Origin of the sequence: Mangrovactinospora gilvigrisea, from assembly GCF_001879105.1 — a bacterium.
Lineage (GTDB): Bacteria > Actinomycetota > Actinomycetes > Streptomycetales > Streptomycetaceae > Mangrovactinospora > Mangrovactinospora gilvigrisea.
The window spans coordinates 1-26375 of sequence record NZ_MLCF01000024.1; the positions used below are offsets into that span (position 1 = coordinate 1).

Sequence of the window (26375 nt, forward strand, 5' to 3'; positions counted from 1 at the left end):
CGCCGGGAGGGCGGGTGGGGGGCCGGGCTGCGGCGTCCACCAATCCGACGCGGGTCCGCAGGCTCCGGGCGGAGGGGCGGCGGGTGGGGGGCCGTAGGGTGGCGGGTATGGGTAAGAAGAAGAGCGGGGGGCAGGGGACGCCGGCGACGGTCGCGCTGGCGAAGGCGGGTGTCGCGTTCACGTTGCACGGCTACGAGCACGACCCGGGCGCCGACTCGTACGGCACGGAGGCCGCGCAGGTCCTCGGGATCGACGCCGCGCGCGTCTTCAAGACGCTCGTCGCCGACGTCGACGGCACCCTCACCGTCGCCGTCGTCCCCGTCACCGGCAGCCTCGACCTCAAGGCGCTGGCCTCCGCCGTAGGCGGCAAGCGCGCCGCCATGGCCGACCCCGCCGCCGCCGAGCGCACCACCGGCTACGTCCTCGGCGGCATCTCGCCGCTCGGCCAGCGCAAGCGCCTCCGCACCGCCGTGGACGCCACCGCGCTCGACCACGCCACGGTCTTCGTCTCGGCCGGCCGCCGCGGGCTGGAGGTGGAGCTCGCCCCCGCCGACCTCGTCGCTCAGACGGGCGCCGTCACCGCTGCCATTCGCCGGGCGTGACGCCGCCCGTCGGCACGAAGACCGCCGGCACCTCGTCCCGAGGCCCGAACCCGGCCGTCAGCGCCAGGTTGGACACCAGCGCCCCGATCGGCCACACCAGCAGCGCCACCGTCGCCTGCAGCCGGAACGGCGCCGGGAACGGATGGTTGAGCCCCGCCGCCTTCGCCGCCGCGGCGATGTTGTCGCCCGGGCCCCAGACCATCCCGAGCTGCCAGCAGACCACCGCGCCGGCCACCCCGCCGAGCGCCAGCGCCAGCACCAGCGCGACCCCGCCGCGCCGCTTCCAGGCGACCACCGCCGCCCCGCACAGCAGCCCGAACGCGGCCGTCACCAGGACGAAGACGCCGTCCTGACCCACCGTCTGCTCGCCCTCGGCGTCCTGCATGTAGACCAGGTGGTCGGAGGTGGCGACGAGCGGCACGCGCGGCGCCAGCCACAGCCAGAACCCGGCGGCGGCCACGCCCAGCACGGCGGAGCCGATCAGCACCAGCAGCGCGGGACGCCATTCGGTCCAGCCGGCGTCCGAGCGGCGCTTGCCGAGCACGCCGAACGCGGGGCCGGGAGAAGGAGCGGGGGTCGGGGGCAGGTCAGCGGTCACGCGCCCATGGTGGCACGTTTACAGGGACCCAACCCGGCTGGGTGGGCGATGAGGCGCCGCACGGCGACGCCGGCGCGGGTGGGCTACTCGCCGTCCTCGACCGCCGGGGCGCCCGGGCGGGAGCCCAGCTCGCGCCAGAAGCCGGCGCGGATCGCGTAGCGGTCCTCCTCGTCGATCTGGTCGTCCTTGTGGGCGAGCAGCCCGAACCGGGCGGCGTAGCGCAGCAGCTCGCCGTCGATGCGGTGCGGGATCCGCGGGTAGAACGACCACAGCACCCGGAGCAGCTCCTCCGCGGCCGGCGGCTCGCCGAGCCGCGCCGACCAGCGCCGCGCGAAGACCTGGCCGACCTCCTGCGGGTCGCCGCCGATCGCGGTGATGTCCTCCTCGCGGTCCGCCCAGCGCTGCGCCGCGCTGGTCAACTGGGCCAGGGTGGGCAGCTGGTCGTCGCGGGACGTCTGCTCCACCAGGCCGCGGTCGGTGGACCAGCGCAGCACCGCGGAGCCGTGATCGCCGGTCGCGACGCCGTTGCCGTGCCCGTTGAGGGCGGGCGGACGGGGGGCGAGGCCGGCGAGGTCCTTGGGGGTGGGGACGCCGGCGCGGGGCCGGGCGCCGACGCCGGCCGGCTCCGGGCAGGGCTTGCCGGAGCGGGGCGGGGCGACGCCGACCGGCTCGCCGCCGGGCTCGGGGCCGCCGTCCGCCGGGTCGGGCGGGCCGTCGTCGCCGTCCGGGGCGTCGCCGGAGCGGACGCGCTCCTTCTCGTGCAGCGGCGCGGAGAGGATCGCCGCGATCTCCGGGCGCGGCCCGGGCGTGCGGGGGACGACGGTCTCCTTGACGGAGATGGAGCGCCGGATCCAGTCGCTGTCCAGGACGTGGCGGACATCGGCCTCGGCGACGAGGTCCTCGCTCTGGTTGTAGTCGCCGTCGCCGGCCTGCACCGCCCACAGGTGGACGGCGACGCCGTGCTCCTTGGCCGCCGTCAGACCGGGCAGCAGGTCGCCGTCGCCGGTGATGAGGACGACGTCCGAGCAGGCGTTGTTGCGGGCCAGGCCGGTGAGTTCGGCGTGCATGGCGGCGTCCACGCCCTTCTGCGCCCAGCGCCCCTCGCCGCCGGAGCGGGTGAGGGCGCCGAGCTTGACCGTCACCCGGTTCATCACCCGAAGGCGGCGGTGCTCGGGCTGGGGGACGCGGTCGGGGGCGGCGTCGAACCAGTAGACGCGGAGGAGGGGGAGGCCGGTGTCGGCCTCGGCGCGCTCGCGGATGGCGCCGACCAGGCGGTCGAGCTCCACCTGGATGCCGGTGCGCGTGGGGTTCCCGGTGAGGAGGCTCGCCGCCGCTCCGAGAAGGTATCCGGCATCCACCAGGACGATACAGCGGTCCACGTCGCGCACCCTCTTCCGGTCGGCGGTCGCACCGAGTCTGCCGGACCGACGCCCGAGCGCCCGCCCTTTCGCGATTGTCGGCGTGCCAACATCACCCTACCGGCCAGTCGGTCGGATCATCACCCCGCGTCAACGGGGCCTGAGGGCCCGTCAGGGGCCCTGCCGGGGGTGCTCGCAGGGGCGCGGGAATGCGCGGGCGACCGCAACCGGATCGGACCGGACGGGGCCACGGGCCGGGCCCCGGACCGCCGCCACGGGCCGGGCCCCGGACCGCCGCCACGGACCGGGATCACCGGATCCCTACGCGACCCGGTCCAGTTCCTCGGCGTGCACCGCGAACCGCAGCGCCTCCCCCGCCGCGTACCGCTCGGCCTCCTGGACCGTCGCCTCCGCCATCCGGCTCAGCTCGTTGCCCATCGAGCCCGCGATGTGCGGCGTCAGCAGCACGTTCGGCAGCTCGTACAGCGGCGACCCGGCCGGCAGGAACTCCGGCTCGGTGACGTCGACGACCGCCCGCAGCCGGCCGCTCACCAGCTCGGCGGTGAGCGCCTCCTGGTCGATGAGCGAGCCGCGGGAGGTGTTGATGACGGTGGCGCCGTCCCGCAGCAGCGCCAGCCGGCCCGCGTCGATCATGTGGCGGGTGGCGGGCAGCTGGGGGGCGTGGATGCTGAGCACGTCGCTCTCGGCGCACAGCGCGTCCAACCCGGCGGCCCGGACTCCCAGTTCGGCGGCCTCGGCCTCGCTGAGGTAGGGGTCGTGGACGGCGACGTCCACGTCGAAGGGGCGGAGCAGCTCGATGACGCGGCGGCCGACCCGGGAGGCGCCGACGAGGCCGATGCGGCGCCGGTGGTTGCCGATGTCGGGGAAGAGGCCGCTCCAGTCGGTGGCGGCGCGGCGGGCGCGGTAGGCGTCGCGCAGGTCCAGGACGCGCTTCCCGGCGAAGAGGATCGCCGCGAGGGTGTACTCGGCGACCGGCACGGCGTTGGCGTCGGCGGCGCTGGTGACGGCGATGCCGCGCGCCCAGCAGGCGTCCGTGACGTGGTGGCGGACGGAGCCGGCGGCGTGCAGCACGGCGCGCAGCCGGGGGGCGCGGTCCAGGACGTCCTGGGTGAGCGGCGGGCACCCCCAGGAGGTGATGAGGACCTCGGCCTCGGCGAGCGCGGCGGCCTCCGCGGGCCCGGCGTCCGCGCCGAGGCGCTGGGCGACGAGGCCGGCGTCGAGCCGCAGGGCGGCGCCGAGGCGGTCGAGCCGTTGGGGGGTGAAGAGCCGGTCGCGGAGACCGGGCTGCATGGCGAGCAGGGCGCGCGGACGGCGGGGTGCGCCCGCCTGCGGAGTCGTCACAGGGCGTTCTCCCGGGCTTGGTTGACGCGCTCATCCTGATCCGACGAACGATCACCGTCAAGAGCGTTTGAGCGTTCGATGCTCCAACGATCACCGGATCGTTACGCGTTCACCCGCGCTCACCCGCACTCGGCCGTGCGATTGATCGGATGTCGCTCGTCCGAAGGCCGTCCGCCGACTGCGGAGCGTCAACCGCGGCAGGACTCCCGGACGTTGAGGCGCGGCAGCAGGTCGAGGTGGCGGCGCGGCCACTCCTCGCCGACCGCCGCGGCGCGCGCCTGCTGCACCAGGATCTCCACCGCGGCGCGCCCCACCATCCGCTTCGGCGGGGCCACCGCGGTGAGCGGGGTGTCGGCGAGCGCGGCCACCTCGTCGTCGTAGGCGACCAGCGCCAGGTCGTCCGGGACGCGGATGCCGCGGGCGTCCAGGCCCTGCATCAGCTCGATGGCGCTGACGTCGTTGTGCACCAGCAGCGCCGTCGTCCCGCCGTCCGAGATGGCCTTCTCCACCGCGTCCAGGACCTTCTCGAAGGCCTGCGGATCGGCCTCGGCGGGTTGGGTCGTGAGGATCGGGCCGCCCTGGGTGACGCCCAGCCGCGGGCAGTTCTCCGTCCAGCCGGTGCGCACCGCCAGCGCGGTGGGGCTGTCGTCCCGGGCGGCCAGCACGATCCGCCGGTGGCCCAGCTCGGTGAGGTGGCGCAGCGCCAGCTGCACGCCGTAGCCGTGGTCGGTGCAGACCCGGTCGAGCGTCTCCACCGGGCTGCCGGGCAGCCCGCGGCGCTCCACCAGCACGGTGGGCACGTCCAGTTCGGCGACCCAGTCGGCGCGGGCGGCGTCCTCCCGGGCGGCGAGCCAGCCGGGGGCGAGCAGCATGCCGTGCACGCCGCCGCCGAGCAGCCGCTCCACCTGGACGGCGTCCTGCCGCTCGCGGTAGCCGGAGAAGCCCAGCACCAGCCGTACGCCGGCCTCGGCGGCGGCCTCCCGGGCGCCCTTGATGATCTCCGCGAAGTAGTAGGCGGCGTTGGGCACCACCATGCCGAGCACCAGCCGCGGCTCGCCGGCCGCGGCGGCCGCCTCGCCGGACGGGCGCGCCGCGGGCACCGAGGCGCCGGACGGCCAGGAGACGGCGCCGTGCGCGCGGTCCAGCATCCGGCGCGCGGCCAGCGCCTCCACGTCCCGGCGCACCGTGACCTGGGAGACGCCCAGCTTCTCGGCCAGCTGCGCGACCCGGATGCTGCCGGCCTCGCGCACCACGTCCAGCAGCCGGTCCTGACGCTCCCCGACCTTCGGCCTCATCACCGCACACTCCCTCGCGCCATGCTGCCCGAAAACACCCCGCCGCGACACAGCGTAGCCAACGCGGATCGTTCCCATGCCGATTCAATCAAACGCTCAGACGCGATGACGAGTGGTCGATCGCTCCGCGGGCGGTGCGCCCGCCGGCCCGACGACCGCCCGACGACCGCCCGACGCCGGTCCGGCGCCGGTCCGGCGCCGGCCACGGGTCCGGTTCAGGGCTCGGGGCGGTACTCCGGGGAGCCGCAGGAGGCCCGCACCACCAGGCTCGGCAGCAGCTCGGCGTGGGTGGGGGCGAGGGCGTCGCCCTCCCGCATCCGGCGCAGCAGCATCTCCATGGCGCGCCGCCCCACCTCGTGCTTCGGCGGGGCGACCGCGGTCATCGGCAGGTCGGTGAGCGCGGCGATCTCGTCGTCGTAGGAGACCACGGCGAGGTCGCCGGGGACGGAGATGCCGCGCGCGGCGAGCCCGTGGACGGTGGCGATCGCGACGATGTCGTTGTGGATCAGCGCGGCGGTGGCGCCGCCGCCCTTCACCAGCTCGGCCAGCGCGGTGACGCTGCGCTCGAAGTTGGGTCCCTCCGGGCTCTGCGCGTCCACCTCGATGTGCGGGACGTCCAGCTCCAGCCCGGCGGCGCGGCGGGCGGCGAGCCAGCCGGCGCGCACCGCGCGGGCGGTGGGGCTGTCGCGCCGGGCCACCAGGGCGACCTTGCGGTGGCCGAGGCCGTGCAGATGGCGCAGCGCCAGCATGGCGCCGTAGTGGTGGTCGCTGCAGACCCGGTCGAGCGCGTCGGCCGGGCTGCACGGCTCGGCGCGGCGCTCGGCGAGCACCACCGGGACGGGCAGGTCGGCGAGCCAGTCGCCGCGGCCGGCGTCCCGGTGGCCGGTGAGCCAGGTGGGGACGGCGAGCAGCCCGTCGGCGCCGCGCGCGACCACCGCGCGGGCCTGCTGCTCGTCCCGCTCGGCGTGGTAGCCGCCGACGGTGAGCACGATCCGGGCGCCGGCCCTGGCCGCGGCCTCCTTGGCGCCGGCCAGGATCTCGGAGAAGTAGTAGCCGGTGGCCGGGAGCAGCAGGCCGACGACGGCGCCGGCGGAGTCCTCCGCGGCGGGGACGGAGGCGGGGCTGCGGACCCGGCCGTGCGAACGCACCACCTGGCCGGACTGCTCCAGCGCGGCGACGTCCCGGCGCAGCGTGGCCGGCGAGACGCCCAGCGACGTCACCAGCTCGGCGGTCGTGATGTCGCCGCACTTGCGGACGATCTCCACCAGGCGCTCCTGCCGCGCCGCGGTTCCGGTGCGCATGCCCCTCCCTCGACGTGGTCGCCGCCGGCCGGATCGCGGCCGCGGCACCGGCCCGAGTGTCGCCCGGTGCGCCGGTCGGTGGACAGCCTATCGCCGGCAAAGGTCGGATAACGAACGAACGCTCAAACACTCAGGGCTATTGACGAGTTGAGTATCCGCTCATAGATTCCGGCTACTCCCTGATCCAACTCCTCACTGACGAGGGGATTTTCGCGTGGCCAGCACGACAAGCCCCGGAGCACCGCGCCCGCCCGGCCGGCGCTCCTCCGGCACACCCTGGTACCGGCGGATGCGCCGGGACGTCCTGTTCCTGCTGCTGATGGTCCCCGGGCTGCTGTACTTCCTGGTGTTCCAGTACGGGGTGCTCTTCGGCAACATCATCGCCTTCAAGGACTACGTCCCGTTCGACGGCTTCCTCGGCAGCGCCTGGGTGGGGGTGCAGAACTTCACCGCCATGCTGGGCGACCCGGCGTTCTGGCACGCCGCCCTGAACACCGTCGAGATCGCCGTCCTGCAGCTGGTGTTCTACTTCCCGGCGCCCCTGGCGCTGGCGCTGCTGCTGCACAGCCTCACCTCCAGCACCCTGCGCCGGGTCGTGCAGTCGGTGGTCTACCTGCCGCACTTCATGTCCTGGGTGATCGTGGTCGCCCTGGCCCAGCAGATGCTCGGCGCGACCGGTGTCTTCAACTCCATGCTCTCCGGGGCGGGGCTGCACACCGTCGACATCATCGGCAATCCGACGCTCTTCAAGCCGCTGACCGTGCTGGAGGTGGTCTGGAAGGACTGCGGCTGGGGGACGATCATCTTCCTCGCCTCGCTCACCCAGGTCGACGAGCAGCTCTACGAGGCGAGCGCGATCGACGGGGCCGGCCCGTGGCGGCGGTTCTGGCACGTCACCCTGCCGGCGATCCGTCCGATCATCCTGCTGCTGCTGATCATGCGGATCGGCGACATCCTCTCCGTCGGCTTCGAGCAGATCCTGCTGCAGCGCGACGCGGTGGGTCCGCAGGCCGCGGAGATCATCGACACCTTCGTCTACTACAAGGGCCTGATCGCCGGGAACTTCGGCCTCGGCGCCGCGGCCGGGCTGGTCAAGGGAGTGATCGGGGCCATCCTCGTCTTCTCCGCCAACCGGGTCTCGCACCGCCTCGGTGAGCAGGGGGTCTACAAGTGAGCGGGAATGCGCGTCCGGCCTGGATGGAGAAGCCGCACAAGGCGACGCTGGCGGCCAAGGGGGTCGCGCTCTGCGTGGTCGTCCTGCTGGTCCTGGTGCCGTTCCTGGTGGTCGTGGCCACCTCGCTGTCCTCCACCAAGTCCGTGATCAAGAACGGCGGCTGGGTGCTGTGGCCCACCGATCCGTCGCTGGAGGCCTACCGGCAGATCTTCAGCGGCGGGATCGTCGGCCACGCGCTGCTGGTCAGTATCGGTGTCACGGTGATCGGCACGCTCGCGAGCATGGCCTGCACCATCGGCCTGGCCTACGCGCTGTCCCGGCCGAAGATCTTCGGCGGGAAGCCGCTGCTGCTGGTGGTGCTCTTCACCTTCCTCTTCCCGCCCGGGATGATCCCGACCTATCTGATGGTCAAGAACCTGGGCCTGCTCAACAACTACGTCGCGCTGGTCGCGCCCGTCCTCATCAGCGTCTTCAACCTGGTGGTGCTGCGCGGCTTCTTCCAGTCCATCCCCGAGGACCTCTTCGAGGCCGCTCGGCTGGACGGCGCCGGCAACTTCCGGATCCTGCTCACCGTGGTGCTGCCGCTGTCCAAGGCGGCCCTCGCGGTGGTCTCCCTCTTCTACGCCGTCGCGTACTGGAACTCCTGGTTCCAGGCGTCGATCTACATGAACGACGACCACTGGCCGCTCCAGCAGGTGCTCCGCACCTATGTGCTGTCCGGCGCGCAGATGGCCAACTCCAACGGCGGCGACTCCGCGATGTCCGCCCCGCAGACCATCCAGATGGCGGTGCTCGTCGTGGCCACCGTCCCGATCCTGCTGGTCTACCCGTTCCTGCAGAAGTACTTCACCAAGGGCGTGCTCACCGGCGCCATCAAGTCCTGAAGGGAAACCGTTCAGTGCCGAACCTGTCCCGCCGCACGATGCTGCGCTCCGCCGGCATCGCCACCGCCGCCCTCGCCGCGCCCACGCTCCTCTCCGCCTGCGGTTCGAGCAGCGGCGGCAGCGGACACGTCGCCAACAAGGGCACCAAGCTGGCCCCGTGGCCGACGTACACCCCGAAGACGGGCCCCGCGCCGGACCTCAAGGGCGACCCCTCGACGGGCGTCGAGGACGCCTACCTGAAGTACCCGTCGAAGCTCACCAAGGGCACGTCGGGTACGCCGGGCGACGGCTCCACGCTCAAGGTCATGACCATCACGTACGGCACGCCGCCCACGCCCGAGGCCCAGAACAAGTACTGGCAGGCGATGGAGAAGGCGCTCGGCGTGAAGATCGCCTTCACGGCGATCCCGGCGTCCGACTTCTCCCAGAAGATGTCGACGGTGATGGCCGGCAACTCGCTGCCGGACATCCTCAACATCGGCGGCGGCATCACCCTGCCGCACGAGGCCGACTTCGTGATGAAGACGATGGCCGACATCTCGGAGTACGTCTCCGGCGACGCCATCAAGGACTACCCCAACCTCGCCAACATCCCCACCGACTCCTGGAAGGCCGTCGGCCGCTTCCACGGCGGGATCTACGGCGTCCCGGTGCAGCGCGCCAAGCCCGGCAACGCCCTGTGGATCAACGGCGACGCCTTCGCCAAGGAGGGCTACAAGGTCGGCGCCCCCTGGTCGGAGGACCAGTTCACCAACGCGCTGCGCGGCCTCACGCACGGCAAGCAGTACGGCATCGGCGGCTCCACCGGCGGGCTCTCCTGGCCGACCTACGCGGGCTCCTTCGCGATCCCCAACAGCTGGTCGCTCAAGGGCGGGAAGTTCACCTCGCAGTACGAGAGCGCCGGCTTCAAGGAGATGCTCGCCTACCTGCAGAAGCTGTGGAAGACCGGGCTGTTCTACCCGGACTCCACCTCCACCTCGCAGGTGGACATGAAGACGCTGTACTACAACGGCACGGTGAAGTCCTACGGCGACGGCTTCAGCGCGCTGCCGACGACGCTGGGCCTGGTGCACGACTTCCAGGCGATGCCGATGGTGCCGTTCGCGCCGAGCGGCGTGACGCCGACGCCGTGGGCCGGCAGCAACAAGTTCGGCTACACCGTCATCAACAAGACGCTCGCCAAGGACAAGGTCAAGATGGTCCTGCGGGTGCTGGACCACCTCGCGTCGCCGTTCGGCACCGAGGAGTACCAGCTGATGCACTACGGCGTGGAGGGCGTGCACTTCAAGTACAACAGCGCCGGCGACCCGATCCCCACCAAGCTGGGCCAGACCGAGAACATCACCAACCTGCCGTTCCAGTACGTCTGCGACGCGCCGCAGGTGCTGTACGTCCCGGGGGCGCAGCAGGGCGTCAAGAACGCCTACGAGTACGAGAAGGCCACCTGCCCGAAGATGATCCAGAACCCCGCGAACGGGCTCCGTTCGGACACCGCGACGTCCACCGGCGCCACCCTGGACACGGACATGACCGACACCCTGACCAGCATCATCACCGGCCGTCAGCAGGTGAGCAGCTGGGACGCGGCGGTCAAGAAGTGGAAGTCCGGCGGCGGCGACAAGATCGCGTCCGAGTACGCGGACGAGCTGGCCGCGAACACCACGAAGTAGCGCCGCCGGAGTGCCGCGCGGGTGTCGGCCTACGGGGCGCTCCCGCACGATCCGCGCACCCGCAGCGCGGGCAGCAGGTCCGCATGGGTGGGCGGCGCCGCGCGCTCGCGGATGCGGTGCAGCAGCAGCTCCACCGCCCGCTCGCCGACCTCCCGCTTCGGCGGGGCGACCGCTGTCAGGGGGACGTCGGTGAGCGCGGCGATCTCGTCATCGTAGGAGACGACGGCGAGATCGCCGGGCACCTCCAGCCCGCGCGCCGCCAGCCCGTGCACCACGGCGATCGCCACCAGGTCGTTGTGGACCAGCGCGGCCGTCGCGCCCCCGCCGCGCACCAGCTCGGCGAGCGCCGTCACGCTGCGCTCGAACGCCGGGCCCTCCGGGTGCCGGGCGTCCACCTCGATGTGCGGTACGCCCTCCTCCGACCGCCCCGCCAGCCAGCCGGCGTGCACCGCCCGGGCGGTGGGGCTGTCCCGGCGTGCCACCAGGGCGACCTTGCGGTGGCCGAGGCCGTGCAGATGGCGCAGCGCCAGCAGGACGCCGTAGTGGTGGTCGCTGCAGACCCGGTCCAGGCCGTCGGCCGCGCTGCCGCGCTCGGCGCGCCGCTCCACCAGCACCACCGGCACCCCCAGTTCGGCGAGCCAGTCGCCGCGCAGCCCGCCGCCCGCGGACCAGCCGGGCACGGCGAGCAGCCCGCCCGCGCCGTGCGCGATCAGCGCCTGGGCGCGGTCCTCGGTGTGCTCGTCGCGGTGCCCGCCGAGGCCCAGCACCATCCGGACGCCGTGCGCGGCGGCGGCCTCGCGCACCCCCGCGACGATCGCCGCGAAGTAGTAGCCCATGCTCGGCAGGATCAGGCCGAGCGAGGCACCCGAAGATACATCCGATAATTGTCGGCCACCCGGCCGCCGGACTCGGCCATGGCTGTGCCGCACCTTTCCGGCCTGCTCCAGCGCCGCCACGTCCCGGCGGACGGTGGCGGGCGAGACGCCGAGCGTCTGCACCAGCTCGGCGGTGGTTATGTCACCGCATGTACGGACTATCTCCACCAGTCGACGCTGCCGTGCCTCGGTCACCGACCGCATACGCGACTCCTCCCCTCGGTGCTGTGCCGCCTGTCCCTGGCAAAGGTCGGATAACGGACGACCACTCAAACGGTCAGAGCTATTGACGGGTTGAGCGGTCGCTCATACATTCCCGCTACTTCCGATGCCAACTCCTCACCGCCGAGGGGGCGTTCGCGTGGCCAGTACGACAAGCTCGACCGAGAGGCGTCCTTCCGGGCAGCAGCGTGGTTCTACCACGCGCCGCACCCGGAGGCTACGTCGCGACGTCGTGTTCCTGCTCCTGATGATCCCCGGCGTGGTCTACTTCCTCGTCTTCCACTACGGGGTCCTGTTCGGCAACATCATCGCGTTCAAGGACTATGTCCCGTTCGACGGCTTCTTCGGCAGCGCCTGGGTCGGAGTCTCCAACTTCACCTCGATGTTCGGCGATCCGGCGTTCTGGCACGCCGCGCTCAACACCATCGAGATCGCCGTGCTGCAGCTGGTGTTCTACTTCCCGGCGCCGCTGGGCCTGGCGCTGCTGCTGCACAGCCTCACCTCGACGACCATCCGCCGGGTCGTGCAGTCGGTGGTCTACCTGCCGCACTTCATGTCCTGGGTGATCGTGGTCGCCCTCGCCCAGCAGATGCTCGGCGACACCGGGGTCCTCAACTCCGCGCTCTCCGGGTCCGGGCTGCACACCGTCGACATCATCGGCAACCCGACGCTCTTCAAGCCGCTCACCGTCCTGGAGGTGATCTGGAAGGACTGCGGCTGGGGGACGATCATCTTCCTCGCCTCGCTCACCCAGGTCGACGAGCAGCTCTACGAGGCGAGCGCCATCGACGGGGCGGGTCCCTGGCGGCGGTTCTGGCACGTCACGCTGCCCGCCATCCGCCCCATCATCATCCTGCTGCTGATCATGCGGATCGGCGACATCCTCTCCGTCGGCTTCGAGCAGATCCTGCTGCAGCGCAACTCCGTCGGCCCGCAGGCCGCCGAGATCATCGACACCTTCGTCTACTACAAGGGCCTGATCGCCGGGAACTTCGGCCTCGGCGCCGCGGCCGGCCTGGTCAAGGGAGTGATCGGGGCCATCCTCGTCTTCTCCGCCAACCGGGTCTCGCACCGCCTCGGCGAACAGGGGGTCTACTCATGAGCGCGAGCGCGCGACCGCACTGGATGGAGCGGCCCAAGAAGGCCACCATGGCGGCGAAGGGCGTCGCCCTGGCCGTGGTCGTGGTGCTGGTGCTGGTGCCGTTCCTGGTGGTCGTCGCCACCTCGCTGGCCTCGCAGAAGGAGGTCATCAAGAACGGCGGCTGGGTGCTGTGGCCGCAGCACCCCACCTTCGAGGCGTACCGCACCATGTTCGTCGGCGGCATCGTCACCCATGCCCTGTGGGTGAGCGTCGGCGTCACCGTCGTCGGGACGGCGGCCAGCATGGCGTGCACCGTGATGCTCGCCTACGCCCTGGCCCGGCCCAGGGTCTTCGGCGGCAAGCCGGTGCTGCTGCTGATCCTCTTCACCTTCCTCTTCCCGCCCGGGATGATCCCGACCTATCTGATGGTCAAGAACCTGGGCCTGCTCAACAACTACGTCGCACTGATCGCGCCCGTCCTAATCAGCGTCTTCAACCTGGTGGTGCTGCGCGGCTTCTTCCAGTCCATCCCCGAGGACCTCTTCGAGGCGGCCCGGCTGGACGGCGCCGGCAACTTCCGGATCCTGCTCACCGTGGTGCTGCCGCTCTCCAAGGCGGCCCTCGCGGTGGTCTCCCTCTTCTACGCCGTCGCCTACTGGAACTCCTGGTTCCAGGCCTCGATCTACATGAACGACGACCACTGGCCGCTCCAGCAGGTACTCCGCACCTATGTGCTCAGCGGGGCCCAGATGGCCGACAACGGCGCCGGCGACTCCGCGATGTCGGCCCCCCAGACGATCCAGATGGCGGTGCTCGTGGTGGCCACCATCCCGATCCTGCTGATCTACCCGTTCCTGCAGAAGTACTTCACCAAGGGCGTGCTCACCGGCGCCATCAAGTCCTGACGAGTACGAGTTCCTTCCCCCTCTCTCTCCGTATCCCTGAAGGGAAACGTTTCCGTGGCAGATATGTCCCGTCGCACGCTCCTGCGCTCTGCCGGCATCGCCACCGCGGCCGCGCTCTCCCCCGCCCTCCTCACGGCGTGCGGCAGCGGCTCCAAGGGCGGCGGCAACGTCGCCAACAAGGGCACCAAGCTGACGCCCTGGCCCACCTTCACCCCCAAGACGGGGCCGGCCCCGGATCTCAAGGGCGATGTCACCACCGGCGTCGAGGACGCCTATCTGAAGTACCCGTCGAAGCTCACCAAGGGCACCTCGGGTACCCCCGGCGACGGCTCCACGCTCAAGGTCATGACCATCACCTACGGCACGCCGCCCACCGCGCGGGCGAAGAACCAGTACTGGCAGGCGATGGAGAAGGCCCTCGGGGTGAAGATCGACTTCACCGCCATCCCGGCCGCCGACTTCCAGTCCAAGATGTCCACGGTGATGGCCGGCAACGACCTGCCCGACATCCTCAACATCGGCGGCGGCAACACCCTCGCCCACGAGGCCGACTTCGTCATGAAGACGATGGCCAACCTCTCCGAGTACGTCTCCGGCGACGCCATCAAGGACTACCCCAACCTCGCCAACATCCCCACCAACGCCTGGAGTTCGGTGGGCCGCTTCCACGGCGGGATCTACGGCGTCCCGATCCAGCGCGCCAAGCCGGCGAGCGTGATGTGGATCAACCGCGACAGCTTCGACAAGGCCGGCTACAAGCCCACCGGCTCCTGGACGCAGGAGGAGTACTCCGCCGCCGTCAAGGAGCTCACCAAGGGCAAGCAGTACGGGATCGGCTCGCTGCCGCAGGGCGTCTGGGCCTCCTCCTACGGCATCGCCAACGGCTGGAGCATGAAGGGCGGGATGTTCACCTCCCAGTACGAGGACCCGCACTGGAAGGACCTGCTCAGCTACACCAACGGGCTGTGGAAGCAGAAGCAGATCTGGCCCAACTCCCCCACCGGCTCCACGGTCGACTTCAAGACGCAGTACTACAACGGCACCATCCAGTCCTACACCGACGGCTTCAGCGCGCTGCCGACCACGCTGAGCGTCATCCACGACTTCCTGCCGGCGCCGATGCTGCCCTTCACCGTCAACGGCATCGCCGGGGCCGCGTACGCGGGGTCCAACATCTTCGGCTACACCACGCTCAACAAGAACCTCTCCAAGGCCAAGATCAAGATGGTCCTCAAGGTGCTGGACTGGCTCGCCTCGCCGTTCGGCACCGAGGAGTACCAGCTGCTGATGTACGGCGTGGAGGGCGTGCACTTCAAGTACAACGGCGCCGGCGACCCGATCCCCACCAAGCTCGGCACCACCGAGAACGTCATCAACCTGCCGTTCTGGTACATGTGCAGCGCCCCGCAGGTGCTGTACGTGCCCGGCGCGCAGGCGGGCATCAAGGCCGCCTACGAGTGGGAGCAGCAGACCAGCTCCAAGATGATCGTCAACCCGACGCTGGGCCTGCGCTCCGACACCCAGACGTCGGTGGGTGCCACGATCTCGCAGAACATGACGGACACCATCACCGGCATCATCACCGGCCGCCAGCCGGTGAGCAGCTGGGACGCGGCCGTCAAGAAGTGGAAGTCCGGCGGCGGCGACAAGATCGCGTCCGAGTACGCCTCGGAGTTCGCGGCGAACACCACCAAGTAGCCGCCGCCGACGAGGGGCGCGGAACCGCGCCGCCCGCGCCCCTCATCAGGCCAGGCACGCCGGACCGAGCAGCGCCTTCAGGTCCCCGTACAGCTCCGGCGCCGGCCGCACCCGGTGGCGGTCCAGCCTCAGCACCGTCGTGGAGCGCGAGCCCTGCAGGCGGATCCGCACCTCGGTGGAGCCGGGGTGCGACCGCAGCACCTCGCCGAGGCTCGCCACCACCGGCGGCGTCACCCGCACCGTCGGCAGCGAGATCACCACCGGCGAGCCGGCGCCCACCCCCGACAGGTCCGGCACCTGCATCTCCATGGCGACCAGCCGCGGCACGTCCTCCCGCTTGTCCAGCCGGCCCTTGACGAAGACCACCGCGTCCTCCTCCAGCTGGGTGGAGACCAGCTGGTAGGTGGCGGGGAAGAACATCGCGTCGATGGTGCCGCCGAGGTCCTCGACGGTGGCGATGGCCCAGGCGTTGCCCTGCTTGGTCATCTTGCGCTGCAGCCCGGAGATGATCCCGCCGACGGTGACGATCGCCCCGTCCGGGTGCTCGCCGCCGTTGAGCGCGGAGATGGAGGCGTCCGACTTCTCCTCCAGGACGTGCTCGATGCCGAAGAGCGGGTGGTCGGAGACGTACAGCCCGAGCATCTCCCGCTCCTGGGCGAGCAGATGGGACTTCTCCCACTCCAGGTCGGAGAACTCCACGTCCAGCCCGAAGCTCGGGCCGCCGTCGTCCCCGCCCAGGTCGCCGAAGAGGTCGAACTGCCCCTCCGCCTCCTTGCGCTTGACCTGCACCACGTTGTCGATGAGCGTTTCGAACTGCTCGCTCAGCCCCTTGCGGGTGTGCTGCATCTCGTCGTAGGCGCCGGCCTTGATGAGCGACTCGACCGTCCGCTTGTTGCAGACCACCGCCTCGACCTTGTCGAGGAAGTCGGGGAAGGAGGTGTACTTCCCCTTCTCCTTGCGGCACCGCACGATCGAGTCGACGACGTTCTGCCCGACGTTCCGCACCGCCGTCAGGCCGAAGAGGATGACGTCGTCTCCCTGCGGGGTGAAGTTGGAGTCGGACTCGTTGACGTTCGGCGGGAGCACCTTGATGCCCATCCGCCGGCACTCGTTGAGGTAGACGGCCGACTTGTCCTTGTCGTCCTTCACCGAGGTGAGCAGCGCCGCCATGTACTCGGCCGGGTAGTTGGCCTTGAGGTAGGCCGTCCAGTAGGTGACCAGCCCGTACGCCGAGGAGTGCGCCTTGTTGAAGGCGTAGCCGGCGAACGGGACGAGGACGTCCCACACCGCCTTGACCGCCTCGTCGGAGTAGCCCCGCTCCCGCATGCCCTTCTGGAACGGGATGAACTCCTTGTCGAGGACCTCCTGCTTCTTCTTGCCCATCGCCCGGCGCAGCAGGTCGGCCTGGCCGAGGGTGTAGCCGGCGAGCACCTGGGCGGCCTTCTGCACCTGCTCCTGATACACGATCAGGCCGTAGGTGATGTCGAGGACCTCCTTGAGGGGCTCCTCCAGCTCCGGGTGGATCGGAGTGATCTCCTGCTGGCCGTTCTTCCGCAGCGCGTAGTTGATGTGGCTGTTCATGCCCATCGGGCCGGGCCGGTACAGCGCCGAGACGGCGGAGATGTCCTCGAAGTTGTCGGGCTTCATCATGCGCAGCAGGGAGCGCATCGGGCCGCCGTCGAACTGGAAGACGCCGAGCGTGTCGCCGCGGCAGAGCAGCTCGAAGGTCTTGGCGTCGTCCAGCGGCAGGTCGAGGAGCTTGAGGTCGACGCCCTTGTTGGACCGCACGTACTTGACGGCGTCGTCCATGATCGTGAGGTTGCGCAGGCCCAGGAAGTCCATCTTGAGCAGGCCGAGCGTCTCGCAGGTGGGGTAGTCCCACTGAGTGATCGTCACCCCGTCGGAGGGGCGCACCCAGACCGGCACATGGTCGGTGATGGTCTCCGCGGACATGATGACGCCGGCGGCGTGCACGCCCATCTGCCGGACCAGGCCCTCGACGCCCTGCGCGGTGTCGATCACCTTCTTGACGTCCGGCTCGTTCTCGTACATCCCCCGGACCTCGCCCGCCTCGCCGTAGCGCGGGTGCTTGGGGTCGGTGATGCCGGAGAGCGGGATGCCCTTGCCGAGCACGTCCGGCGGCATCGCCTTGGTGATGCGGTCGCCCATGGCGTACGGGTAGCCGAGCACCCGGGCGGAGTCCTTGATGGCGTTCTTCGCCTTGATGGTGCCGTAGGTGCCGATCATGGCGACCTTGTCGGCGCCGTACTTCTCGGTGACGTAGCGGATGACCTCGCCGCGCCGGCGCTCGTCGAAGTCGATGTCGACGTCGGGCATGGAGACGCGCTCGGGGTTGAGGAACCGCTCGAAGATCAGGCCGTGGTCGATCGGGTCGAGGTCGGTGATGCCCATCGCGTAGGCGACGATCGAGCCGGCCGCCGAGCCGCGGCCCGGTCCCACCGCGATGCCGTTGTTCTTGGCCCACATGATGAAGTCGGCGACGACCAGGAAGTACCCCGGGAACCCCATCTGGATGATGATGTCCATCTCGTACTCGGCCTGCTTCTGCCGGTCGTCGGGGACGCCGCCCGGGTAGCGGCGGGCCATGCCCCGCTTGACCTCCTCCTGGAACCAGGTGACGTCGGTGAACCCCTCGGGGACGTCGAACCGGGGCATCAGGTCGTAGAACTCGAACCAGCCGGAGGTGTCGACCTTCTCGGCGACCAGCAGGGTGTTGCGGCAGCCCTGCTGCCAGGCGTCCGAGGAGTCCACCGCGTACATCTCGGCGGCGGACTTCAGGTAGTAGCCGCTGCCGTCGAAGCGGAAGCGGTCCGGGTCGGAGAGGTTCTTGCCGGTCTGGATGCAGAGCAGGGCGTCGTGCGAGGACGCCTCGTGCTCGTAGGTGTAGTGCGAGTCGTTGGTGACCAGCGGCGGGATGCCGACCTTGCGGCCGATCTCCAGCAGGCCGTCGCGGACCCGGGTCTCGATCTCCAGGCCGTGGTCCATCAGCTCCAGGAAGTAGTTGTCCTTCCCGAAGATGTCCTGGTACTCGCCGGCCGCCTTCAGCGCCTCGTCGAACTGGCCGAGGCGCAGCCGGGTCTGCAGCTCGCCGGAGGGGCAGCCGGTGGAGGCCATCAGCCCCTCGGACCACTGGGCGAGGGTGCCGCGGTCCATCCGGGGCCACTTGACGAAGTGGCCCTCGGCGTAGGCGTCGGAGGAGAGCCGGAAGAGATTGTGCAGGCCGGTCTTGTTCCGCGCCCAGATGGTCTTGTGGGTGTAGCCGCCGGAGCCGGAGACGTCGTCGCGCTTCTGGTGCGGCTGGCCCCACTGCACGCGCTTCTTCAGCTTGCGCGACTCCGGGGCGACGTACGCCTCGATCCCGACGATCGGGGTGATGCCGGACTTGGTGGCCTGCGTCCAGAAGTCGTAGGCGCCGTGCAGGTTGCCGTGGTCGGTCATGGCGATGTGCGTCATGCCGTGCGACTGGCACGCCTCGAACATGTCCTTCAGCCGGGCGGCGCCGTCCAGCAGGGAGTACTGGGTGTGGACGTGCAGGTGGACGAAGCCGTCGGACACGTGCGGGGCCTCCGGGCGGACGAAGGGAAGGCGGGGACTGGTAACGACCCTACCGCCGCCGGGACTAGTGCATGGCCCGGAGGTCCAGGCGCCGCAGCACCCGGTCGACGACCTCGGGGTCCATGCCGGGCTCGCTGCGGGCCGAGAGCACCGCGGCGCGGGCCGCGCTGGACATCTCGGACTCGATCTCGCGCATCCGCACCAGCCGCTTCGTCCGCTCCTTCAGCGCCGCCTTCTGCTCCTCGTCGTAGGCGTCCGGGCTCAGCCGGGCGAGCAGGTCGGCATGGCGGCGGCGGAGCCGCTCGACGACCTCGTCCGGGAGGTCCTCCACGCCCTCGATCTCCTTCAGCCGCCGCAGCGACGCCTTCGCCGCCCGCTTGGCGAGCAGCTTCTCCTGGCGCTCCTCGTCCTCGCCGGCGTCCCGCACCCGCAGCGCCTTGACCAGGCCGGGCAGCGAGAGCCCCTGGAGCACCAGGGTCACCAGCACCACCACGAAGGCGACGAAGAGGATCTGCGGGCGGCCGGGGAAGTCCTTGCCGCCGTCGACGGTCAGCGGGACGCCGAGCGCCAGCGCGATGGTGGCCACCCCGCGCATCCCGGCCCACCACATCACCACGGTCTCCCGCCAGCCGGTGGGCTGCTCGCCGCGCTCCTCGCCGGGCTTGCGGCGGTGCCGGGCGGCGAGCCGGTGGCTGAACCAGGTCATCGGCAGCAGCCACAGCAGCCGGACGGCGATCACCACGCCGGCCACCGCGAGCGCCGGCCACAGCAGGCTCGTCCAGGTGTGCGACACCCCGCGGACGACGTTGTGCAGCTCCAGCCCGATGAGGGTGAACGCGCCCCCGGTGACCAGGAGTTCGACGACCTCCCAGAAGGCGCTGGCCTGCAGCCGGGTCTCGGAGTCGTCGGGGCCGTAGGCGCGCCCGGTCAGGTAGAGGCTGGTGACCAGCACGGCGAGGACGGCCGAGCCGTGCAGCTCCTCCGCGATCACATAGGAGAAGGTCGGGACGATCAGCGTCAGTCCGATCTGCAGGGTGGAGTCGTTCATGACGGTGAGCAGCCGGTTGGCGACCCAGCCGATGGCGTACCCGATGGCGATCGCGAGCACCGCGGAGAGCACCAGCTGCAGCGCGGCGTGCCAGGCGGAGAACTTGCCGGTGACGACCGCGTCGACGGCCACCCCGTAGATGACGATCGCGGTGACGTCGTTGAAGAGGCCCTCGCCCTCCAGGATGGAGACCATCCGGCGGGGCAGCCCCAGGCTGCCGGCGACCGCGGAGGCGGCCACCGGGTCGGGCGGGGCGATCATCGCGCCGAGGACGAAGGCGGAGGCGAGGGTGAGCCCGGGCACCAGCGCCGAGCCGACGTAGGCGACCACCACGGTGGTGACGACGACCAGCGCCACGGCGAGCAGCAGGATGGGCCGCCGGTTGGCGGCGAACTGCCGCCAGGAGCTGCGCTGCGCGGAGGCGTAGAGCAGCGGCGGCAGCACCACCGGGAGGATCAGCTCCGGCTCGATCTCCACGTTCGGGACGAAGTTGAGCACCGCCAGGACGATGCCGAGGACGGTGAGGAGCACCGGGAACGGGAGCCCGATGCGCCGGGCGAGCGGCACCACGATGATCGTGGCGAACAGGACGATGAACAGGAGTGTGAGCTGATCCACGGGCGCAGTTTACGGGCCTTATGGGGCAAGCTGGTCAATAGGCCCCTTTTCGATTACTGAGCGCGCGTCAGATCCGGCTCTTCGGGCGACTCCTCGGCCGCGTGCATCGCCTTCCCGGCCCGCTTCTTCATGTACAGCGTCACGCCCGCGCCGCAGACGACCGCCACCACCAGCGCGATCCAGGAGAACCGGGAGAGCCACTGCTCGGCGGCCTTGCCGAGGAAGTAGATGACCGCGGTGGTGCCGCCGGCCCAGACGATCCCGCCCAGCGCGTTGGCCGTCAGGAACCGCCAGTAGGGCATCTTCAGCGCCCCGGCGAGCGGGCCCGAGAAGATCCGGAGCAGGGCGATGAAGCGCCCGAAGAAGACCGCCCACATGCCCCAGCGGTCGAACGCCCGCTCGGCCGTGGCCAGATGGGCCGGCCCGAAGTGCTTGGGGAACTTCCGCCCCAGCTTGTCGAAGAGCGGTTTGCCGCCCTTGTGGCCGATGGAGTACCCGATCGAGTCCCCCGCGATCGCCCCGACCGTCGCGGCGATGCCCACCGCCCACGGCGAGACCACCCCCTGCGAGGCCAGCAGGGTCGCGCTCACCAGCACGATCTCGCCGGGCAGCGGAATGCCGAGGCTCTCGATCCCGATCACGCCGCCGACGATCAGCCACACCACCTCGGGCGGGACCGAGTGAAGAATCGCATCCAGATGCACGGGTGCCGCTCCAGTCGCTCGTGCTTGTGCTCGTGCTTGTGCTCGTACTCGTGCCGCTTGTGCCGGTGGTTCCGGTGGTTCCGCTGGTTTCCGTCCCCGCAGGTACTTGACGTTCTTTTGACCGTATCGGTTCCCGGACCGCCCGCGACCGGCGCCGGGACGGTGCGGGACGCGGCCCCGCGATCCCCCATACTCGTAGGTGTGAGCAGTGAGACCCGCACCCTCCCCGTGCCCGAGGGACTGGAGGGCGAGCGCCTGGACGCCGCCCTCGCCCGCATGTTCGGCTTCTCCCGGACGAAGGCCGCCGAACTGGCCTCCTCCGGGGCCGTCCGCCTGGACGGCTACACCGCCGGGAAGTCGGACCGGGTCTCCGGCGGCGCCCTGCTGGAGGTGGAGATCCCCGTCGAGCGGCCGGCCGGCGTCGAGGTCGTCGCCGAGCCGGTGCCCGGGATGAGCGTGGTCCACGAGGACGACCATGTGATCGTCATCTCCAAGCCGGTCGGCGTCGCCGCCCACCCCAGCCCCGGCTGGACGGGGACCACGGTCGTCGGCGGGCTCGCCGCGGCCGGCTACCGCATCTCCACCTCCGGCGCTGCCGAGCGGCAGGGCATCGTCCACCGCCTCGACGTCGGCACCTCCGGCCTGATGGTGGTCGCCAAGTCGGAGCGCGCCTACACCGAGCTGAAGCGCCAGTTCAAGGAGCGCACCGTCGACAAGCGCTACAACGCGCTCGTCCAGGGCCACCCCGACCCGCTCTCCGGGACGGTGGACGCGCCCATCGACCGCCACCCCAAGCACGACTGGAAGTGGGCGGTGCGCGCGGACGGCAAGCCCAGCGTCACCCACTACGACCTCATCGAGGCGTTCCGCTCCGCCAGCCTCCTCGACATCAAGCTGGAGACCGGACGCACCCACCAGATCCGGGTGCACATGTCGGCGCTCCGGCACCCCTGCGTCGGCGACCTCACCTACGGCGCCGACCCGGTGCTCGCCCGCCGCCTGGGCCTGGAGCGGCAGTGGCTGCACGCCGTCCACCTCGGCTTCAGCCACCCCGAGGACGGCCGCTGGGTGGAGTTCGACAGCGAGTACCCCGACGACCTGGCCACCGCGCTGGAAAGGGTGCGTGCCGAAAGTGCCTGAGCAGCACACCATCAAGGTGATCGAGGGGACGGGCGACCTGACGGACGTTCACGCCGTCCGCCGCGAGGTCTTCATCGTCGAGCAGGAGATCCCCGAGGCGGAGGAGTGGGACGACCGCGACGCCTCCTGCACCCATCTGCTCGCCGTCACCCCGGACGGCGCGCCGCTGGGCACGGCCCGGCTGCTGCCGGACGGCCACCTCGGCCGGCTCGCCGTCCTCAAGCAGGCCCGCGGCACCGGCCTCGGCGCGGCGCTGGTGCGCGCCGTCGAGGCCGAGGCCCGCCGCCGGGGGATGACGCGGCTGGCGCTGGACGCCCAGGTGTACGCCATCCCCTTCTACGAGCGACTCGGCTACGCCGCGCACGGCGGCGAGTTCGACGACGGCAGCGGCATCATGCACCGCGCGATGACGCGCTCGCTCGCCTAAGCGGGCTTGGCCCTGTCCGGGGGCCGACGGCCCCGGCTCACTCCTCCAGGTCGGCCAGCCACTCCGCGATCGCCGCCCAGGCGCGCCGGTCCGCCTCCGCGTCGAAGTCCGGCAGCGACGCGTCCGTGAACAGGTGCCCCGCGCCGTGGTAGCGGTGCACCTCGGGCTCCGCGCCCACGTCGCGCATCTTCAGGTACCACGCGCCGAGCCAGTCCTCCGTCTCGAACGGGTCGGGTTCGGCCATGTGCAGCTGCACCGGAAGGCCGTCCGTCTCCGCGACCGGGTCCTCCCGCAGATCCGACGTGCCGTGCAGCATCAGCAGCCCGCGGGCGTGCTCGTCGGCGAGCGCCACGTTCTGGGCGACGGCCGCGCCCAGCCCGATGCCCGCGTACACCAGGCCCTGCCCGCTGAGGCGCGCGACCCCGAGGACGGCCGCGCGCAGCAGCGTGTCCGGATCGCGCGGCGCCGGGGTCTCCCCCGGTTCCGGAACCTCATCGAAGAGTTCGACCACGTGTACGGTGTGTCCGAGCTCGCGGAGCCGGTCCGCGGCATGCGCCGCACCCGGCCCCGGACCGTACTCGGAGTGGAACAGGACGACCTCCGGCAACACAGCATCGGTCACGGGTCACGGCCTCACAATCGATCGTTCATTCGGTCGGTCTTGGTCAGACCGTGGCTTCCCCCGGATCATTCTTGCGGACTCCGCGACGCGCAGAAGGGAGCGCCTCCACTGTGGACGGTGACATGGACCGCATCCTCCGGCTGCTGATCGTGGTGGTCGCCTCCGCGGCGGTCGCCCTGGTGATCGTCGGCATCGGCGACCGCATCCTCAAGGGCGTGGCCAGACGCCGCGGCGCCGACCCGCGCGGCTCCACCGAGCACCCCGTGCTGGGCCTGGTGCGCAAGTGCCGCGCCCCGCTGGCCATCACGGTCTTCGTGGCGCTGCTGCTGAGCGCCTCGGTGACGGTCAAGTCGGCGCTGGGAGGCGCCTACGCGACGGCCGCGCACCTGGCGGTCCTGGTGCTGATCGCCTCGCTCGCCTGGCTGCTCTCCCGGACGGTGATACTGCTCACCACCGCCTCCTTCAACCGCTTCGCCGCCACCGCCTCCGACCGGGCGCGGGTGCGCCGGGCCCGCACCCGGCTGGGCATGCTGCGCCGGGTGGCGGTGGCCCTGATCGCGGTGATCGCGATCTCCAGCATGCTGCTGACCTTCCCCGGGGTGCGGGCGGTGGGCGCCTCGCTGCTCGCCTCGGCCGGGCTGATCGGCATCGTCGCCGGTGTGGCGGCGCAGTCGAGCCTCGCCAACCTCTTCGCCGGCCTGCAGATCGCCTTCAGCGACCAGGTGCGGATCGGCGACGTGGTGGTCGTCGACGGGCAGTACCCGACGGGCCAGTACGGCACGGTCGAGGAGATCACCCTCTCCTACATCGTCATCGCCACCTGGGACGAGCGGCGGGTCGTCATGCCGGTCTCGTACTTCGCCACCAAGCCGTACGAGAACTGGACCCGCAACACCCCGCGGATGACCGGCACGGTCTTCTTCCAGCTGGACCACCGCACGCCGGTGGAGAAGCTGCGCGAGGAGCTGCGCCGGCTGCTGGACTCCACCGACCTGTGGGACGGGCGGTCCTGGAGCCTGCTGGTGACCGACACCACGCCGTCGGCGATCCAGGTGCGGGCGCTGCTGTCGGCGAAGGACGCGGACGACCTCTTCCTGCTGCGCGCGCTGGTGCGGGAGAAGCTGGTGGACTACCTCGTCCGCGAGCACCCGGAGGCGCTGCCGCGGGTGGCGACCGGCCCGGCGGAGGACGGCGCGCGGCCGGGCGGGGCGGCCGCCCTGCCGGAGCCGAAGAAGGCGGACGACAGCATGAACAGCGCGGACGGCTCCGGCCGCGCCGACGAGGGCGTCCGGCTGGGCAGGCGGGACCGGGAGCGCGGCTGACGCGCGGTCAGCGGCGGGCGCCCGGTCGGCGGCGGGCGCTCAGCGGTGCAGGGTGCCGTCCGGCGAGGAGCCGCGGAAGGACAGGATCACGATCAGGATCCCGCCGCAGACGATCGCCGAGTCGGCGAGGTTGAAGATCGCGTAGTGCGCGGGGGCGATCCAGTCGACGACATGGCCCTGGAAGCCGCCGGGGGTGCGGAAGAGCCGGTCGGAGAGGTTGCCGAAGGCGCCGCCGAGCAGCAGGCCCAGGGCGACCGCCCAGGGGCCGCTGTAGAGCTTGCGGGCGAGCCGGGCGATCACCACGATGACCGCGGTGGCGATCACCGTGAAGACGACGGTGTAGCCGGTGCCCATGCTGAACGCGGCGCCGCCGTTGCGGATCACCCGGAACTGCAGCAGCGTCCCGAGCACGTTGACGACCTTGTCGGTCGGCTCCAGCGTCTTCACCACGGCCAGCTTGGTGACCTGGTCGAGGACCAGGACCAGGACCGCGATCAGCAGCAGCACGCCGATCCTGCGGTGGCGCGGTGCGGCGGAGGCGCCGCCGCCCTCGGGCGTCGCGGACGGTTCGGCCGTCGCGGACGGTTCGGGCGTCTCGGGCTGATCGCTGCTGATGGTCGGCTCCGCTTCCGGCACTTGCCAGCCCTCTCGGCTCGGCGCCGCCCGCGCGGCGCGATGGTCCGGTACCGAGAGTACGGCACGCGGACGGCCCCGTCAGGGCCCGGCGGAACGGCCCGGTCGAGGCACTAGGCTCGACGGCGTGAGCGACACCACCAACACCACCGAGAACGCGCCGCGCGGCGCCGTCGGCGCCGGACTGGCGACGCTGGCCGCGGACGGCACCGTCCTGGACACCTGGTTCCCCGCCCCGAAGCTGGTGGCGGCCGGCGGCGACGCCGGCACCTGGCTGCTGTCCGAGGAGGAGGCCGCGGAGGCGCTCTTCGCGGACGCGCCGCGGGCGCTGGGCCGCGACGAGCGGCGCGACGTCAAGGTCGTCGCGGTGCGCACCGCGATCGCCGACCTGGACGAGGGCCCCCGCGACACCCACGACGCGTACCTGCGGCTGCACCTGCTCTCGCACCGGCTGGTGCGTCCCAACGCGCTGAACCTGGACGGCATCTTCCGGGTGCTCGCCAACGTGGCGTGGAGCAACCTCGGCCCGGTGGCGGTGGAGGAGGTGACGGCGACGCGGCTGCGCTGCCGGGCGGCGGGCGTGCCGTTCGAGGTGCAGGGCGTCGACAAGTTCCCGCGGATGACGGACTACGTCACGCCGAGCGGGGTGCGGATCGCGGACGCGTCGCGGGTGCGGCTGGGCGCGCACCTCGCGGAGGGCACCACGGTGATGCACGAGGGCTTCTGCAACTACAACGCGGGGACGCTGGGCGCCTCCATGGTGGAGGGGCGGATCAGCCAGGGCGTGGTGGTCGGCGACCACAGCGACATCGGCGGCGGGTCGTCCATCATGGGCACGCTGTCGGGCGGCGGCAAGGAGCGGGTGGAGATCGGCGAGCGGTGCCTGCTGGGCGCGAACGCCGGTGTCGGGATCTCGCTCGGCGACGACTCGGTGGTCGAGGCGGGGCTCTACGTCACCGCCGGCACGCGGGTGACGCTGCGGGACGGCTCGGCGGAGGGCAAGGTCGTCAAGGCCTCCGAGCTGAGCGGCCGTTCCGGCCTGCTGTTCCGGAGGAACTCCACCACGGGCACGGTCGAGGCCATCCCCCGCACAACCTCCTGGGGCTCCCTCAACGCAGACCTCCACAAGAACTGACCACCCCACCCCGGCACCCCCCCTCGGATCGGATCGCCAAGCAATCCGAACGCGACGCCGCGGCGGATCGCGGAGCGATCCGGGTGGGGTGCCGGGATTCAGAGCGGCGGCCGCCGCGCGCCGGG

Annotated in this window: 22 protein-coding genes; 11 read left to right on the forward strand and 11 right to left on the reverse strand. The window is 71.3% G+C overall.

Annotated features, from left to right (window positions below; genetic code table 11):
• Positions 1-107: 107 nt before the first annotated feature.
• Positions 108-602, forward strand: coding sequence for a Cys-tRNA(Pro) deacylase (gene ybaK / locus BIV57_RS06230; RefSeq protein ID WP_175548678.1), 495 nt, complete (start codon positions 108-110; stop codon positions 600-602).
• Here ybaK and BIV57_RS06235 read toward each other — a convergent pair.
• The 5 genes from BIV57_RS06235 to BIV57_RS06255 form a co-directional block, all read right to left on the reverse strand.
• Positions 577-1200 carry a hypothetical protein gene (locus BIV57_RS06235; RefSeq protein WP_245797450.1) on the reverse strand — a complete coding sequence of 208 codons (624 nt, stop codon included), beginning with the start codon at positions 1198-1200 and terminating at the stop codon, positions 577-579. The two genes, ybaK and BIV57_RS06235, sit on opposite strands and share 26 nt — an antisense overlap.
• Before the next feature lie 83 nt (positions 1201-1283).
• The gene (locus BIV57_RS06240) at positions 1284-2579 is read right to left on the reverse strand and encodes an NYN domain-containing protein (protein WP_071655667.1); all 1296 of its coding nucleotides are present in this window, start codon (positions 2577-2579) and stop codon (positions 1284-1286) included.
• 300 nt (positions 2580-2879) lie between these two features.
• Positions 2880-3869, reverse strand: coding sequence for a hydroxyacid dehydrogenase (locus BIV57_RS06245; RefSeq protein ID WP_079170062.1), 990 nt, complete (start codon positions 3867-3869; stop codon positions 2880-2882).
• A gap of 239 nt (positions 3870-4108) precedes the next feature.
• The gene (locus BIV57_RS06250) at positions 4109-5215 is read right to left on the reverse strand and encodes a LacI family DNA-binding transcriptional regulator (RefSeq protein WP_071655652.1); all 1107 of its coding nucleotides are present in this window, start codon (positions 5213-5215) and stop codon (positions 4109-4111) included.
• A 215-nt stretch (positions 5216-5430) separates the two neighbouring features.
• Entirely contained in the window at positions 5431-6516 is a 1086-nt protein-coding gene (locus BIV57_RS06255) for a substrate-binding domain-containing protein (RefSeq protein WP_071655653.1), read from the reverse strand.
• Positions 6517-6835: 319 nt separating this feature from the next.
• Here BIV57_RS06255 and BIV57_RS06260 point away from each other — a divergent pair, with 319 nt between their 5' ends.
• Genes BIV57_RS06260 through BIV57_RS06270 form a run of 3 tightly spaced genes read left to right on the forward strand, consistent with a single transcriptional unit; the run spans position 6836 to position 10244 of the window.
• Positions 6836-7690: an ABC transporter permease gene (locus BIV57_RS06260; protein ID WP_071655668.1), complete on the forward strand. Its 855-nt coding sequence runs from the start codon at positions 6836-6838 to the stop codon at positions 7688-7690.
• Positions 7687-8574, forward strand: a complete 888-nt coding sequence (locus tag BIV57_RS06265) for a carbohydrate ABC transporter permease (RefSeq protein ID WP_071655654.1) — start codon at positions 7687-7689, stop codon at positions 8572-8574. Before BIV57_RS06260 ends, BIV57_RS06265 begins: the two co-directional genes overlap by 4 nt.
• A 14-nt stretch (positions 8575-8588) precedes the next feature.
• A complete protein-coding gene (locus tag BIV57_RS06270) occupies positions 8589-10244 on the forward strand; it encodes an extracellular solute-binding protein (protein ID WP_071655655.1) in 1656 nt (551 codons plus the stop codon).
• A gap of 29 nt (positions 10245-10273) precedes the next feature.
• Here the strand turns inward: BIV57_RS06270 and BIV57_RS06275 are convergent, their stop codons facing one another.
• On the reverse strand, positions 10274-11323 hold the full coding sequence (locus BIV57_RS06275) for a LacI family DNA-binding transcriptional regulator (RefSeq protein ID WP_071655656.1): 1050 nt from the start codon (positions 11321-11323) through the stop codon (positions 10274-10276).
• A gap of 265 nt (positions 11324-11588) precedes the next feature.
• Here BIV57_RS06275 and BIV57_RS06280 point away from each other — a divergent pair, with 265 nt between their 5' ends.
• The 3 genes from BIV57_RS06280 (at position 11589) to BIV57_RS06290 (ending at position 15025) form a co-directional block, all read left to right on the forward strand.
• Complete coding sequence (locus BIV57_RS06280) at positions 11589-12443, forward strand: ABC transporter permease (RefSeq protein WP_071655669.1); 855 nt, start codon at positions 11589-11591, stop codon at positions 12441-12443.
• Positions 12440-13327, forward strand: coding sequence for a carbohydrate ABC transporter permease (locus BIV57_RS06285; protein ID WP_071655657.1), 888 nt, complete (start codon positions 12440-12442; stop codon positions 13325-13327). The genes BIV57_RS06280 and BIV57_RS06285 overlap by 4 nt, the downstream gene beginning before the upstream one ends.
• 63 nt (positions 13328-13390) lie before the next feature.
• Positions 13391-15025, forward strand: a complete 1635-nt coding sequence (locus BIV57_RS06290) for a type 2 periplasmic-binding domain-containing protein (protein ID WP_071655658.1) — start codon at positions 13391-13393, stop codon at positions 15023-15025.
• 45 nt (positions 15026-15070) lie between these two features.
• Here the strand turns inward: BIV57_RS06290 and dnaE are convergent, their stop codons facing one another.
• From dnaE to BIV57_RS06305, 3 genes are all read right to left on the reverse strand, one after another.
• Positions 15071-18601 carry a DNA polymerase III subunit alpha gene (dnaE, locus tag BIV57_RS06295; protein WP_071655659.1) on the reverse strand — a complete coding sequence of 1177 codons (3531 nt, stop codon included), beginning with the start codon at positions 18599-18601 and terminating at the stop codon, positions 15071-15073.
• Between the two features lie 64 nt (positions 18602-18665).
• Positions 18666-20267 carry a Na+/H+ antiporter gene (locus BIV57_RS06300; RefSeq protein WP_071655660.1) on the reverse strand — a complete coding sequence of 534 codons (1602 nt, stop codon included), beginning with the start codon at positions 20265-20267 and terminating at the stop codon, positions 18666-18668.
• 53 nt (positions 20268-20320) lie between these two features.
• Positions 20321-20971 (reverse strand): DedA family protein, encoded by a 651-nt coding sequence (locus tag BIV57_RS06305; protein ID WP_071655661.1) that lies wholly within the window; start codon positions 20969-20971, stop codon positions 20321-20323.
• Positions 20972-21172: 201 nt separating this feature from the next.
• Between BIV57_RS06305 and BIV57_RS06310 the strand changes: the two genes are divergently transcribed.
• Together BIV57_RS06310 and BIV57_RS06315 are read left to right on the forward strand one after the other, a co-directional pair.
• Positions 21173-22111, forward strand: a complete 939-nt coding sequence (locus BIV57_RS06310; protein WP_071655662.1) for an RluA family pseudouridine synthase — start codon at positions 21173-21175, stop codon at positions 22109-22111.
• Positions 22104-22538, forward strand: coding sequence for a GNAT family N-acetyltransferase (locus BIV57_RS06315; protein WP_071655663.1), 435 nt, complete (start codon positions 22104-22106; stop codon positions 22536-22538). Before BIV57_RS06310 ends, BIV57_RS06315 begins: the two co-directional genes overlap by 8 nt.
• 37 nt (positions 22539-22575) lie before the next feature.
• Here BIV57_RS06315 and BIV57_RS06320 read toward each other — a convergent pair whose 3' ends face one another.
• Entirely contained in the window at positions 22576-23160 is a 585-nt protein-coding gene (locus BIV57_RS06320) for a dienelactone hydrolase family protein (RefSeq protein ID WP_245797452.1), read from the reverse strand.
• Between the two features lie 122 nt (positions 23161-23282).
• On the opposite strand from BIV57_RS06320, the gene BIV57_RS06325 reads away from it, so the two are divergent.
• A complete protein-coding gene (locus BIV57_RS06325; protein ID WP_071655664.1) occupies positions 23283-24482 on the forward strand; it encodes a mechanosensitive ion channel family protein in 1200 nt (399 codons plus the stop codon).
• Positions 24483-24521: 39 nt separating this feature from the next.
• On the opposite strand, the gene lspA is transcribed toward BIV57_RS06325, so the two are convergent.
• Positions 24522-25118, reverse strand: coding sequence for a signal peptidase II (lspA, locus tag BIV57_RS06330; protein ID WP_071655665.1), 597 nt, complete (start codon positions 25116-25118; stop codon positions 24522-24524).
• 124 nt (positions 25119-25242) lie between these two features.
• Here lspA and dapD point away from each other — a divergent pair, with 124 nt between their 5' ends.
• Positions 25243-26250 carry a 2,3,4,5-tetrahydropyridine-2,6-dicarboxylate N-succinyltransferase gene (dapD, locus tag BIV57_RS06335; RefSeq protein ID WP_071655666.1) on the forward strand — a complete coding sequence of 336 codons (1008 nt, stop codon included), beginning with the start codon at positions 25243-25245 and terminating at the stop codon, positions 26248-26250.
• Positions 26251-26375 lie beyond the last annotated feature (125 nt).